Source organism: Ruegeria sp. HKCCD7181 (genome assembly GCF_057221055.1).
The window spans coordinates 333,214-346,523 of sequence record NZ_JBWVBC010000001.1; the positions used below are offsets into that span (position 1 = coordinate 333,214).

Here is a 13,310-nt window from a genome sequence, read left to right on the forward strand (position 1 = left end):
GATCCTCTGCAACCCGGTTCAGGCGCTGATTTTTTGCAATCTGTCCATATTTTCGATGCTGTCCAAAGTGGAAAATCGAACGATGGTTGCACCGTTCTGCATCGGGCTGATGGTGCAACTCAACTGCGTACCGTTGCGCATCTGGATTTCCGAGGACCATTCTGCCCGATTGTCACGCATTTCAACGAAATCGCGAATTTCCCCCAGAGCAGGCGTGGCATAGCATTGCTCCTGCCAGCCGCGTGTCACATCCAGAACAGTGATGGGGTCAAAGCCGACCTCATCGCTGTCGCCCCACAGCGATTGATAAGCATAGTTGGTAAAGGCCAGCGAACCGTCATCAGCGAAAACGATGATAGCATCGGCCAATTTGTCCAAAATGGATTGCATCAGGTCCATTTCTGACCGGAACCGGCGCGTCAGAGTGATTTCGGCTGTGATATCTTCGAACAGAAACGCCACCGCTCCGTCGGGATGGGGGCGGCCACTGACGGAATACACCGACCCAGACGGCAGCGACCATGTCTCCTGGTAGTTTCCGTCTTGCGCAGCTTCGAGCAGGTCGTTCATCTGCCGACGCCAGCCGCGGTAATTCTTGGGCTCCGGCATCATATGCTGATCCCGCATTCGATCGAAAAAGCTGGAAAGGCTAGGGCGGCAGCTGAGGAAATCCGGGGGTAGGGTGGTCAGGTCGATCAGCGCCGGATTGAACAGCGCCAGCTGTCGGTTCCGATCGAAAATGGCTAGTCCGATAGACAGCTGAGCAAAGGTTTTGGTCATCGTCTGTACGAATTTGCGTTGGGCCGTTTCGGCCTCAACAATAGCGTTGATGTCAACCGCGTAGAACAAATGCCCCTGGTCCTGATCTACATGGGTCAGATCAAACCACATCTTGGCTTCGTTTTTGCCGACCGTGATAGACATACGGGTTTTGCGCCCAAGGGGCGCCTCGTCCACAAGGGCTGGAAACAGCGGGGCCGTCAGATCAGCGTCCGGCCCACGGGCTTTGCGAACCAGAGCGACATAGGCCGCGTTACACCAGCGAATTTTTTCGTTGTGTCCCAGAAGCCAGACGGGATAAGGGGCCTTATCCATGGCCAGACGGATCGGGTCATTGGGATCGCGCCGTTTGGGGCCCGGAGCGCCCGTCAGATCGCGCAGCTGGACACGAAGGATTCCATCAATCCATTCGCACAGCACCTCTCGTTCAACGGTGCAGTCTATGGCGGAGACGACCAAATTGCCTTCGTCTCGCACGATTTCGGGGGTTTCGGGAAAGGCGGGAAAATCCCGTTGTAATATCCGTCGCAGGTCGCCCCAGTCGGCAATACGCTCAAATCCAGCCAGGGCGATGTCGGAGTGGCTGATCAGCTGGTCGCCATCAAACAGAAAAACCGTGTCAAACAGTGAGGCAGGAGAGGACAACCCGAAATCCGCAGGCCTGTTCGGGCGGCGCGGTAGCAGCCACTGTACCGCAAAGGTGATCGAGACCAGACTGATCCCGGCCAGAATGATCCAGTCCACCATGGTTTCCGCCTCTGACAAATGCGCGAACCGTTATGGGTAATAAAGGTTAATAGCGTCTTAATTCAGATTTGGAACGGTTGATTTGCGCCTGAAGGAACCGGTGAGTCGCCGGTTTGAGCGTCGATCAGATTGCGTGGCCAGACCACTTGGACGATGGCACCGCGCCGGTCGGTCAGCTTGGTCAGGTTTTGATAGGGGTCGACACCATTTGCGAATTTCAGCTCGGCGCCGCTGCGCTCCAGCAATGTTTTGGCGATGAAAAGGCCCAAACCCATGCCTTCATATTCCGGACGAGCGCGTTGGTCGGATTCGGATCGCCGCCGACGCACAAACGGGTCGCCAATGCGCCCGAACATTTGAGGCGGAAACCCGCGCCCGTCATCCATGATGCATACGGTGATCCAGTTCGAAGTCCACTCGGCCTCGACCCAGACATTCCCTTGTGCGAAATCCACGGCATTCTGAATCAGGTTGCGCAGTCCGTGGATGATTTCGGGTTTACGCAGGATCGACGGCTGCTGAACATCGCCATCCCCGGTTGGGCCTTCGTCGAAATGCACCTGTTTTCCGCGATTGATATGTGGCTCGGCGGCCTCGTGAATGACGCTGGACAGAGGCGCTTGGCGCAAATGCAGGTCGTCCTTTCCTGCCCGACCCATATCGCGCAGAATGTCGCGGCACCGGTCAGCTTGTTCCCGGATCAAAGCGGCATCTTCCTTCAGATCTGGCCGAGCTTCCAGTTCTTCGATTAGTTCCGAGCTGGCCAGTTTGATCGTCGCCAATGGTGTGCCCAACTCATGCGCGGCCGCAGCGACTACTCCGCCCAGATCGGTTAGCTTTTGTTCGCGGGCCAGTGCCATATGAGTGGCCGACAGCGCCTCGGACATTGACTGCACTTCGGAACTCACCCGGTGGGAATAGGCGCCCAGAAACACGATAGCGATGACTATTGCGGCCCAGTTGCCAAACAGAAGGATGTCGGGGGTGTCCAGGACCAGCCCCAGATTGGTCCGCAGTGGCAGGTGGAATTGCGCCAGCAACGTCGTCAGCACGATCGCGACACTGCCCACAATCAGGGTAGAGCGCGTGCTCATCACGCTGGCCGAGATTGTCACCGGACCTACAAGAAGCAACGCAAAGGGGTTGTTCAACCCGCCTGTCAGATACAGGAGAAACGACAGCTGTAGCAGGTCGAAGAGTACCATCAGAAAGTTCTCATATTCGGACAGGCGTTTGTTCTCGGGAAACAGCAGGATCGCAGTCAGGTTCCCCATTACCGAAACGCCGATCGCCATATAACACAGGCCCAGCTCAAGCTGGACGTGATAGGTTTTCTGCGCCACGGTGATCGCGGTGATCTGACCGATGATGGCCACCCAGCGCAACAGGATCAACGTGCGCAGGCGAATCCAGCTGCTGCGTTCCTGGCCACGCCAAAGACTGGTATTGGAATTTGCCATTGGTCTATTATGTCCTGTTGCACCGGCTGAGTAACTTGATAGGTGTCCGGGCCGAAACGATCAACAACCCCCTTCATCAGGTGACAATCATGACCCGCCTCTACGCCATTCTCGCAACCGTTATTCTGGCCGTGGGTCTGGGCGCCATGTGGTTGCTGACGCGTGGTGCGAGCTCGGATGACAAATTTGCCCAATGCCGGACCAGCCAGATCGCCGGCGGAACCGCTGCCATTGGCGGGCCCTTCGAACTGATCAATGCCAAGGGCGAAACGGTCACCGACAAGGACGTGATCACCGAACCCTCAATGATCTATTTCGGTTATACGTTCTGCCCCGATGTCTGCCCGCTGGACACGTCGCGCAACGCCGAGGCCGTCGATCTGCTGGCCGAGCGTGGCCAATCGATCACGCCGGTATTCATTTCAATCGACCCGGACCGCGACACGCCCGAGGTTGTGGGTGATTTTGCCTTTAACCTACATGAAAAAATGATCGGGCTGACCGGATCGCCCGAGCAGGTCAAGGCGGCAAGCAAGGCCTACAAGACCTATTTCAAAGCGCAGGATAAAAGCGACGAGTACTATCTGGTCGATCACTCGACCTTTTCCTATCTGGTGACACCTGAAGATGGGTTCGTGGAATTTTTCGACCGCAACACTTCGGCCGAGCAGATGGCGGATCAGGTCGGCTGCTTCCTGGATAAGATGTAGCTGAAACGTGTTGTTTGACCTTTGTCATGGCGCTGCTATTACTCTTGTCTAAGCCAACGGCGTGAAATAGCGGAAAGAATAGAAAATGGCGGACAGCTCTCCACTCGACATCGGCCCTGATAAATCCTTGCTTCTGGTGGACGATGACGAGCCATTTCTGAGACGTCTGGCCAAAGCCATGGAAAAACGCGGGTTCGAAGTTGAAACCGCAGGCTCTGTCGCCGCAGGCCGCGCCATTTCCACCGCCCGCCCGCCCGCCTATGCAGTGGTCGACCTGCGACTTGAGGATGGCAACGGATTGGACGTGGTCGAGGTGCTGCGGGAAAAGCGCCCTGACAGCCGGGTTGTGGTTCTGACCGGATACGGCGCGATTGCCACCGCCGTGGCCGCCGTCAAGATCGGCGCGACGGATTATCTGTCAAAACCCGCAGACGCCACTGACATCACCAACGCGCTGCTGGCCAAGGGCGACGAACTGCCTCCGCCGCCGGAAAACCCCATGAGCGCGGATCGCGTGCGCTGGGAGCATATCCAACGGGTTTATGAGCTGTGTGACCGGAATGTATCCGAGACAGCGCGACGGTTGAACATGCACCGCCGGACATTGCAGCGGATTTTGGCGAAGCGCAGTCCGCGGTAGCGCACTGCTCCTTGAGCTTTGGTTCGATACTATCCCATGGTGAGAGCTAGTTCATAGACTTCAGGCGAGTAAGAACTTCATCGATCGCGTCCACCAACGGACGGCAGCTCAGCGAGACGACTTGAGTGAAGTGACCGCTAACATATGTTTGGACATAGTGACCATGCCATCCATCACCGTTGCATTTTCTAAGCGTAAGCTGGTCGTTGCCTTTATAGTTCAATGAATACTCGCCCAGCGAAACCTCACTGTATGTTGACCGATATTCGGCAATCTTGGTTATCTGGGAAATCCCTTTGAAACTACTTGTTGGAAAGGGCTCTTCGATCAATATGTTTGTTCTATTTGGCGCCCCCATGTACACAGATAGGCCGCTATCTAGATCGTGCGTGTAATCAATAATGAGCGTTGTACCTGACGCTAACCCCGCACCAAATCTTGTACTTGAACTAGTGGGACCATCCTTGGTTGGGACAAACTGACTTGTGATAACATTGCACACAATTCGACCATTTATCGAATCTTCTTGTGCAAAAGACTGCGAAGCCAAAAATGAAATCAGGATTGTAAGGACGGTTCTCATAACGACTACCCCCAATCACTTTACTTAAAATCCGCCACCAAGTCACGGGGCTGGGTTTGGCCTCCAATAATCTCTACCGCTTGAACACTAGCTATGAGGGATAATTGCCCTTGGCTGTTAACGAAGATTGTGGGCTCAGAGCTGACGTTGCTTCAAAATGGGTTGCTAAAGTAACCCTATCAGCGCTCCATGCCGATCCGAATACGCATTTCTTACCTCAACCGGTGGTCTGAGCCTGATCTCCAACCCCTCCATCACGGCCATATCCGGGCGGCCAAAGAACTTGGTGGCTTCAGCTTCGGAAAAGCCCGCGATCTGGGTGGCCTCCATCCACGCGCTGATCTTGTCGGCCTTCTTGATCTGACGTTTCACCGTTTTCGGCACCGCAGCAGGCAGGCCGAACCGGATGTGGATTGCCGCCGCCAAACGGTCATCCAGCGCGCCATAGTCCGGGCCGACGGCGGATTTCACCGGTGAGATCATATCTCCGATCACATATTCGGGTGCGTCATGTAACAATGCCGCGAGCCGCCATTTTATCGGTGCTTTGGGGGCAATCCGGCCAAAAAGCTCTTCCACCAGCAGGGAATGCTCCGCCACGGAATAGGCGAAATCGCCGCGTGTTTGCCCGTTCCAGCGCGCCACAAAGGCCAGTCCGTGGGCGATATCCTCGATCTCGATATCTACCGGTGTAGGGTCCAGCAGATCGAGCCTGCGACCAGACAGCATCCTCTGCCATGCTCTGGGTTGTGTTGCCATATTGCCATGCCCCCTGACGCCAGACGCGCCTGCGCCGCTTTTTTATGCTATGATGTACCTGTCTGGATCACTTGCTGCCAACATTTTCTTGAGCATTCGTGCTTTGAACGGGTGCAGGATGATCCCGACATAAGGACTGAGGGGGGTGCATACTCCTCCCGGTGCGCCCCTCTCGAAACGAAACTCGTATCGAAAGGAGCAAGCTATGTTCAAACGCTTATTCGCAATTGCCCTGACCTTTGGAATGGCTGCCACCGCGCCGCCCGCTTTTGCCCAAAGTTGTGCAATGCGCGACGATGTCATTGCCAAATTGCAGAACAGTTATGCCGAAGAACTGACTTTTGGCGGTCTGCAAAAGACACGTGGCGCGCAAATGGTCATGGAGGTCTGGTCCTCGAAAGAAACGGGTACTTATACCGTTTTAGTGACCCACGCCAACGGCATTAGCTGTATTGTTGCCGCCGGCACGGATTTCTTTGAAGCAATACCCAAGATCAAAGCTGAGGGTACGCCAAGTTGATTTCATAGGCGTTAAACCCGTTTCCGGCCATCTCCGTTGCCACTTGCCTGAAGGGATGCTAGTGGCTGCCCGGACCAATTTTTACCGGGATGGAGCTTCTGATGGCCGGGGACTATATCGTCAAAGACATTTCACTGGCCGAGTTTGGCCGCAAGGAACTGGACATTGCCGAAACGGAAATGCCAGGCCTGATGGCCCTGCGTTCCGAGTACGGTGAAAGCAAACCGCTGAATGGCGCGCGTATTGTCGGTTCGCTGCACATGACCATCCAAACCGCTGTTCTGATCGAAACGCTGGTGGCGTTGGGCGCTGATGTGCGCTGGGCCTCTTGCAACATTTTCTCGACCCAAGACCATGCGGCTGCCGCGATTGCCAAGGCCGGCGTACCGGTTTTTGCTATCAAGGGTCAGACGCTGGAAGAGCACTGGGATTATCTGGATAAATCGTTCCTGTTTGCAGACGGCCCCAACATGATCCTGGATGATGGCGGTGACGCAACACTGTATATCCTGCTGGGTGCTCGTGCCGAAGCCGGAGAGGACATCATCCCTGTGCCGTCCTCGGAAGAAGAAGAAGTCATCAAAGCCCAGATCGCCAAACGCATGGCAGCCTCGCCGGGTTGGTTCACCAAGATGCGCGACCAGATTCAAGGCGTGTCCGAAGAAACCACCACCGGTGTGAACCGCCTGTACCAGTTGGTGAAGGACGGCCAGTTGCCGTTCCCGGCGATCAACGTGAACGACTCGGTTACCAAGTCGAAGTTCGACAACAAATACGGCTGCAAGGAATCGCTGGTCGACGGTATCCGCCGCGCGACCGATACCATGATGGCAGGAAAGGTTGCTGTGGTCTGCGGTTATGGTGATGTCGGTAAAGGTTCGGCTGCGTCCCTGCGCGGCGCCGGAGCTCGGGTGAAAGTGACCGAGGTTGACCCGATCTGTGCCCTACAGGCTGCTATGGACGGCTTTGAGGTCACTTTGCTGGAAGACGAAGTCGCAAGTGCCGACATCTTCATCACCACCACCGGCAACAAGGACGTAATCCGCATCGAGCATATGCGCGAGATGAAGGACATGGCCATCGTCGGCAATATCGGTCACTTCGACAACGAAATTCAGGTGGCTAACCTTAAGAACCACAAGTGGACCAACATCAAGGACCAGGTGGACATGATCGAGCTGCCCTCGGGCAACCGCATCATCCTGCTGTCCGAAGGACGTCTGCTGAACCTTGGCAATGCCACTGGTCACCCTTCGTTCGTAATGTCGGCCTCGTTCACCAACCAGGTTCTGGCGCAGATCGAACTGTTCACCAAGGGCGATGAGTACGAAAACAAGGTCTACATCCTGCCCAAACATCTGGATGAGAAAGTCGCGCGCCTTCATTTGGACCGAATTGGCGTGAAGCTGACCCAGATGGATGGCGAACAGGCGGCCTATATCGGCGTGAAGCCGGAAGGACCGTACAAGCCCGAGCATTATCGTTACTGATTTTCGCTTCTCGCTGAATAGAGACGGCGGTCCGTGCGGCCGCCGTTTTCATTACCAAGTCTTCAACGCAAGGTGGGGAAGAAATCCCCACGTCCTTGTGGCGTGAAATCCAGAACGTTCCAGAGTGGCCAGGCCGAATCCACGTGCCTTGGGTGCCAGTCACTCGGTTGAAAGAACATCTCGGAACTCCAGAAGTGATGGATTCCCTCCTGATCCCGCTGAAAGACGTTCAGGATCGGCAGTTGGCTGCCATCCTCTGATTCGGCCAGATAGTCGCGCTGATAATCCGTACCCAGTGCTGAATAGAGTGGAAGATCGTTCCAGCCCATTTTGATTTTCAGTTCAGCCAGTATTTCAGGGGTATTCTGAGCGACGACCGCAAAGGCGATTTTTTGCGAAAGATGTACGACCTGCCCGTTCAGCCCGTCGAGAAGGGCTGAACACATCGGGCAGGGGCCTTCGGCATTAGGGCCATACATCAATGAATAAATAGCCAAGGTGTCATGGGAACCAAATAAAGATGACAGGGGCGCAGCTGCGCCTTGAACGGTTCGAAATGCATAATCTTGCGGGATCGCCCCGCCTTTCGGCAAACCACGCCGCAATCTGGCCACGTCTTCAATCCGGGCCCTCAGCTCGACTTCGGCATTTAGCAACTCATTTCGGGCGGTGCGGTAATCAGGGCTTTCATTCGGTAGGGATACGCTCATTGCAACCTCCTGGTCTGAAAATTTAACAAAAATGTTAAATAAAGAAGGTCTGGAAATCAAGCCCGATCAGAATTCGGGATCAGTGAAGGGGGGAATGCGCGGAATTTTTCCCTTTGTGCAAATTCTTGCGCCCGTTACCGTGTCTGCGGCGCTGGAGTGGCCAGAAATGAACCCAAATCAGGAGACAACAATGGGAAAACGCGACGAACTGATCGCTAAATATGCCGAAGACCTGAAGGCGAAATGTGGCATGGATGCCGATATGGACTTGTTGACCAAGGTCACAATAGGTTGCGGCCCGGCCATCTACGACGCCGATGCGTCCACCGTTGCGGCAAGCCAGGAAGGCGAGCTGGAGACGGTTAAGAACAATTTCCTCATCAAAAAGCTGGGTCTGTCGGATGGTCCCGAGCTAGCGGAAGGCATCAACAAGGTTCTGGAAACATATGGCATGTCCGAGCGCAACAAGTATCGCGCCGTGGTCTACTACATGCTGACCAAACATTTCGGCAAGGAATCGGTTTACGGCTGATCATCTCGTTAATGTCTTGCGCCCGTCGGACTATCTGATGGGCGCTTTGACTTTTCTATATATTTTAAATACTTGGCGCTTTCTTGTTTGGACTGATATCGGCTAACGTCAAGCTGTGACCAGGACGGTCAGGACCAAAAATTTCCATACGCGTGTGGTGAGTAGGGAGCACGCGGGGGTTGGGAAGGTTCTGCATCGCCGGAACCTTCCCGATAATCTCACCTGAATTCGTTAAGAAGCCTGGCGACAAATTGCTCGATCTTTTGAGACGAGCCATTTGAGTTGCGTTTCGGGCTACCGCCCTGTCCAGCCAAATATACTTCAATTCGCCCCGGTCGCGTTTTAGTACCAGCGTTTGTAAAATCTCGTGAAACACCGCCAAGTGCCCTTGCCGCCAGCGCAGCCTTTTCTGCGTCATTCGGGTGATAAAAACGAACTTGGGTTTCTTTAACCGAGTAGTGTACCCGTGATGTCGCGACAACCTCAGCCCGGCTCTCGGTCAATGCCTCAAGCGCGTTGGTGCTGGTGTTATCAGACACTTTGGCTGGAACAAAAAGTGACACCTCCGCAATGCCGGTCTGGATTTGCGAGGGAAATGAATCCGGTATGCCCAGTGCCTGAAGAACGGCTACGTCCACGTTCGTTGGCACCGGCTCATCCGAATACGCAGGGCCAGTAGGTAATGCAGGTGCAGGCTCAGCTATTGAAGAGGACGCAGGCCCGTCGACAGCCTGGATCGAGGATAGTGGTAATCCTACAGAAGTGTTTTCTGGCAAATCCGGCGAATAGTCGAACGTAGGAAGCGGTTCGGCCAGTGTTGACGCAGACACGGAAAAATCCATAACGCCCCTGAAGCTCGGAAGTTCGGGCTGGAACATGCTACTGGCAGCATCCTCTGCCGATTGGGTTAATGACATAACTTTGGAGAATTCTGCCAATATGTCGGCCTGCAACGGTGGTGAAGCAATATTGGCCGCGGCCCTGATCTGCGATGGTGGGATTTCCGGAGAAAGAGCCTGACTTACCTCCGGCAATTCTTCAGTATGCCGCCAGTTGCCTAAGAGACTGGTGGCTGCCCATTGCAAGACGGCTCCGCATATCATTGCTGCCAGAACGATAGGAAGGATGCCAGACGGCAATTGGAACTGGTATTTCCGAGCTTGGGTAGTTGAGTGGGTAAACTTGTAAACAACCCGCTCGAGCTTCGAGACGCCCCGTGTGGGCGGCGAGCTTTCCTCTTGTTTCTGCGGCATAATCTCTGAAGAGGCTTTTGCAGCCGACTGTTTCACCCGCTCGAGCGCGATTGCACGCTGCTTGCGCGCAACTTCAAGACGCGCTTCCCAGCTTTTTGAGTTTTGCTCAGCAACAATATCTTCGGTTGTCCCACTGCTGCCTTCAACGTCAGACATGGGTTCAAGCTTTCGAAATGACCAATCAGTATTCGAGCAACACCACAAGAATCGTGATCGCGCAAAACGCGGTCGTCAAACCCCCACCAGGTGCAGCCTGAAAAATATAGCATTTTATAGCGCTTTTGAGAAGGTTTGCGCCCGTCAGAACCTATCCTGTCAATCCGCCGGGGTATTACCCAGTGCACATATCGCTACCCATTCGTCTTCACTCACGGGTTGAACGGACAAGCGTGAGTTCTTGACAAGCACCATGTCCGCCAATCGTTCATCAGCCTTAATTTGATCCAGCGTTACTGATAGCAAGAAAGGGCGAACCGCTTTGATATCAACACATTCCCAACGCTCATCATCGGTGGTGCTGTCCGGATGCGCCTCGGCGCAGACTTCGACAATGCCCACAATCGCTTTGTCCTTTTGGGAATGATAAAAGAACCCGCGGTCACCGACCTGCATCTGGCGCATGAAATTGCGCGCCTGGTAGTTGCGAACACCGTCCCATTCTTCGCCCACGTCGCCCTTGGCAACCTGTTGATCCCAGCTCCACGTCGAGGGTTCGGATTTGAACAGCCAATACGCCATTAGCCAATCACCTTTTTCCAGGGGATCAGCTCGACCGACTGGAACAGACCGGCCTTGGCGTAAGGGTCATTGTCGGCCCAGGTCTGCGCAGCGGCCTCGTCCTCGACTTCGAGAATGATCAGTGAGCCAATCATGGCGTCGCCGTTCAACAAAGGGCCAGCCTGAGAGACAACGCCGGTTTCCTCGATGTAAGCCAAATGGGCGGACCGATTGTCCAGCCGGGTTTGCAGGGCACCGTCCTTGTCGCGTGCGATCAGTGCGATCAGCATATTATTCCTCCTTAAGCGGGCGATTGAGCAGGTTTTGGATTGCTTCAGCCACACTGTAGGCACCGTGGCTAAGATCTGCCACCGTCATGCTGATCGGCATGTCCAACTTTTCGTTCTTGGCAATTTCGGCCATAGCGCGGGCGGTGGCCACACCTTCAACGGTTGTGGCACTGTCAAATGATTGATTTAGACCCAAAGAAAGGCCAAAACGGTAGTTTCTGGACAATTCAGACGAGCAGGTCAGGACCAGATCCCCCAGCCCTGACAGGCCCATCAAGGTTTCAGCCTGTGCGCCGCGCATGGCCGCAAAGCGATGCATTTCGGCAAACCCACGAGTCATCAATGCGGCGCGTGCGCTGTCGCCCAACCCTGCACCGATAGCCGCGCCGCAAGCAATTGCCATTATGTTTTTGAGTGCCCCGCCCAGCTCGGCACCGATTGTGTCTGATGTTCGATAGAGCCGCAGGTTTGCGGTCGTCAGATCAGCTTGCAATTGCTGGCACAATACAGTGTCCTCGCAGGCCAATGTCAAAGCCGTGGGCAGACCCCGTGCTATGTCATCGGCAAAGCTGGGACCGGTCAAAAGGGCAGGGCTTGCATCCGGGATAATCCGCCTGATGACGGAAACTGGGCCAAGACCCGAAGACAATTCGATCCCTTTGCAGCAGGCGACAAGGGTTTTTCCGGCCAGAGCAGTTTCATTTTGTACCAATGCAGCGCGCAATTGCTGCATTGGAACCGCCAGCAGCAAAACAGTACTCTGTGCAGCCTCGGGCAATCCGGCCGTTACGGTCAGGTTTTCGGGAAGTGAGACGCCGGGCAGGCGCGCTGCGTTCTCCCGGGCAGTCTGCATCACCTGCGCTTGTTTCTTGGATCGCGACCACAATGTCACCGGCCCGTTTCCGGCCAGTGAAATTGCCAGCGCTGTACCAAAAGCCCCCGATCCCAGTACAGAAACACTCATGCTTTTGCGCCTTTCTTACCGCTGCCCAACATCGAAGGGCTGGTCTGATCCAATGGCCATCGGGGTCTTGCAGTCAGGTCCAACCCGTCCCGTGCCCCGGTCAGAAATCGCTCGATCCCGGCATACGCGATCATCGCAGCATTATCGGTGCACAGGGCAAGTGGCGGTGCGGTGAACCGCGCGCCCATATCGGAACAAACAGTCTCTAACACTTGACGAATCGCAGTATTTGCCGCGACGCCGCCGGCGACAGCGATCACCGGATCAGTAGGGTTTTCGTCAAGGTAGAATGAAATGGCACGGCGGGTTTTCTCGGCCAACGTGTCAACAATGGCCTGTTGGAAACCAGCGCATAGATCAGCTCGGTCCTGACGCGTTAAACCGCCTTGTCCACTTACGATCTGGTCTCGGGTACGCATTAAAGCCGTTTTGAGACCGGAAAAGGACAGATTGCAATCGGGCCTGTCCAGAAGGGGCCGCGGAAATCGGAATCGTTTGGGATTACCCATTCGCGCCTCTGCCTCGACCGAGGGGCCACCGGGTTGTGGCAAGCCGAGCAGGCGGGCGGTTTTGTCGAATGCTTCACCCGGGGCATCGTCAATCGTACCTCCGAGGCGAGTAAATCGCTCGGGCCCGTGAGCGATCAGGTACTGGCAGTGACCGCCTGAGACCAGCAGCATGAGATAGGGAAAGGCAATTCCATCGGTCAGGCGCGGCGTCAATGCGTGCCCGGCCAGATGGTTGACGCCAATCAGGGGCAGGCCCGTAGCCGCACTCAGCCCTTTGGCACACATGACGCCCGACATCACGCCTCCGATCAGGCCCGGACCGGCGGTAACGGCGATGGCGTCCACGTCGCGCAGCTTCAAACCGGCGTCCTCGAGCGCCTGGATCACACAAATATCCAGCTTTTCAGCGTGTGCCCGCGCTGCGATCTCGGGCACTACACCGCCATAGGCGCTGTGCAACTCGGTCTGGCCATGAACGACAGAAGACATAATTTCAACCCGCGCGCCTTCGGATTGGCGCACGACTGCGGCGGCTGTATCGTCGCAGCTGCTCTCCAGTCCAAGGACGGTAAGTGTTTGCACCATTGGCCTGATCCGTTGCATCATGACTGCCAAGCGGGGTATCACCCTGCGCGGATGCAAACAA

At 55.4% G+C, this 13,310-nt stretch carries 14 protein-coding genes; 5 read left to right on the plus strand and 9 right to left on the minus strand.

The window, feature by feature from the left end; translation table 11 throughout:
• Nucleotides 1–18 precede the first annotated feature (18 nt).
• Nucleotides 19–1,527, minus strand: a complete 1,509-nt coding sequence (locus AC2TCY_RS01675; protein WP_480845042.1) for a PAS-domain containing protein — start codon at nucleotides 1,525–1,527, stop codon at nucleotides 19–21.
• 62 nt (nucleotides 1,528–1,589) lie between these two features.
• Nucleotides 1,590–2,987: a sensor histidine kinase RegB gene (regB, locus tag AC2TCY_RS01680; RefSeq protein WP_480845043.1), complete on the minus strand. Its 1,398-nt coding sequence runs from the start codon at nucleotides 2,985–2,987 to the stop codon at nucleotides 1,590–1,592.
• 89 nt (nucleotides 2,988–3,076) lie between these two features.
• On the opposite strand from regB, the gene AC2TCY_RS01685 reads away from it, so the two are divergent.
• Together AC2TCY_RS01685 and AC2TCY_RS01690 are read left to right on the plus strand one after the other, a co-directional pair.
• On the plus strand, nucleotides 3,077–3,697 hold the full coding sequence (locus AC2TCY_RS01685; protein ID WP_480845044.1) for an SCO family protein: 621 nt from the start codon (nucleotides 3,077–3,079) through the stop codon (nucleotides 3,695–3,697).
• An 85-nt stretch (nucleotides 3,698–3,782) separates the two neighbouring features.
• Nucleotides 3,783–4,337: an ActR/PrrA/RegA family redox response regulator transcription factor gene (locus tag AC2TCY_RS01690; RefSeq protein ID WP_480845046.1), complete on the plus strand. Its 555-nt coding sequence runs from the start codon at nucleotides 3,783–3,785 to the stop codon at nucleotides 4,335–4,337.
• Nucleotides 4,338–5,085: 748 nt separating this feature from the next.
• On the opposite strand, the gene AC2TCY_RS01695 is transcribed toward AC2TCY_RS01690, so the two are convergent.
• Nucleotides 5,086–5,679: an HD domain-containing protein gene (locus tag AC2TCY_RS01695; RefSeq protein WP_480845048.1), complete on the minus strand. Its 594-nt coding sequence runs from the start codon at nucleotides 5,677–5,679 to the stop codon at nucleotides 5,086–5,088.
• A 205-nt stretch (nucleotides 5,680–5,884) separates the two neighbouring features.
• Here AC2TCY_RS01695 and AC2TCY_RS01700 point away from each other — a divergent pair, with 205 nt between their 5' ends.
• On the plus strand, nucleotides 5,885–6,199 hold the full coding sequence (locus AC2TCY_RS01700; RefSeq protein WP_480845049.1) for a hypothetical protein: 315 nt from the start codon (nucleotides 5,885–5,887) through the stop codon (nucleotides 6,197–6,199).
• Between the two features lie 101 nt (nucleotides 6,200–6,300).
• A complete protein-coding gene (gene ahcY / locus AC2TCY_RS01705; protein ID WP_480845051.1) occupies nucleotides 6,301–7,689 on the plus strand; it encodes an adenosylhomocysteinase in 1,389 nt (462 codons plus the stop codon).
• Nucleotides 7,690–7,751: 62 nt separating this feature from the next.
• Here ahcY and AC2TCY_RS01710 read toward each other — a convergent pair whose 3' ends face one another.
• On the minus strand, nucleotides 7,752–8,399 hold the full coding sequence (locus AC2TCY_RS01710) for a DUF899 family protein (protein ID WP_480845052.1): 648 nt from the start codon (nucleotides 8,397–8,399) through the stop codon (nucleotides 7,752–7,754).
• A 190-nt stretch (nucleotides 8,400–8,589) separates the two neighbouring features.
• Here AC2TCY_RS01710 and AC2TCY_RS01715 point away from each other — a divergent pair, with 190 nt between their 5' ends.
• On the plus strand, nucleotides 8,590–8,931 hold the full coding sequence (locus AC2TCY_RS01715) for a DUF2853 family protein (RefSeq protein ID WP_480845053.1): 342 nt from the start codon (nucleotides 8,590–8,592) through the stop codon (nucleotides 8,929–8,931).
• A gap of 218 nt (nucleotides 8,932–9,149) precedes the next feature.
• Here AC2TCY_RS01715 and AC2TCY_RS01720 read toward each other — a convergent pair whose 3' ends face one another.
• From AC2TCY_RS01720 to tsaD, 5 genes are all read right to left on the minus strand, one after another.
• Entirely contained in the window at nucleotides 9,150–10,340 is a 1,191-nt protein-coding gene (locus AC2TCY_RS01720; protein WP_480845055.1) for a hypothetical protein, read from the minus strand.
• A gap of 159 nt (nucleotides 10,341–10,499) precedes the next feature.
• The gene (locus AC2TCY_RS01725; protein ID WP_480845056.1) at nucleotides 10,500–10,922 is read right to left on the minus strand and encodes an EVE domain-containing protein; all 423 of its coding nucleotides are present in this window, start codon (nucleotides 10,920–10,922) and stop codon (nucleotides 10,500–10,502) included.
• Nucleotides 10,922–11,191: a YciI family protein gene (locus AC2TCY_RS01730; RefSeq protein ID WP_480845057.1), complete on the minus strand. Its 270-nt coding sequence runs from the start codon at nucleotides 11,189–11,191 to the stop codon at nucleotides 10,922–10,924. Before AC2TCY_RS01730 ends, AC2TCY_RS01725 begins: the two co-directional genes overlap by 1 nt.
• A 1-nt stretch (nucleotide 11,192) precedes the next feature.
• A complete protein-coding gene (locus AC2TCY_RS01735) occupies nucleotides 11,193–12,155 on the minus strand; it encodes an NAD(P)H-dependent glycerol-3-phosphate dehydrogenase (RefSeq protein ID WP_480845059.1) in 963 nt (320 codons plus the stop codon).
• Nucleotides 12,152–13,249 (minus strand): tRNA (adenosine(37)-N6)-threonylcarbamoyltransferase complex transferase subunit TsaD, encoded by a 1,098-nt coding sequence (tsaD, locus tag AC2TCY_RS01740; protein WP_480845060.1) that lies wholly within the window; start codon nucleotides 13,247–13,249, stop codon nucleotides 12,152–12,154. Before tsaD ends, AC2TCY_RS01735 begins: the two co-directional genes overlap by 4 nt.
• Nucleotides 13,250–13,310 lie beyond the last annotated feature (61 nt).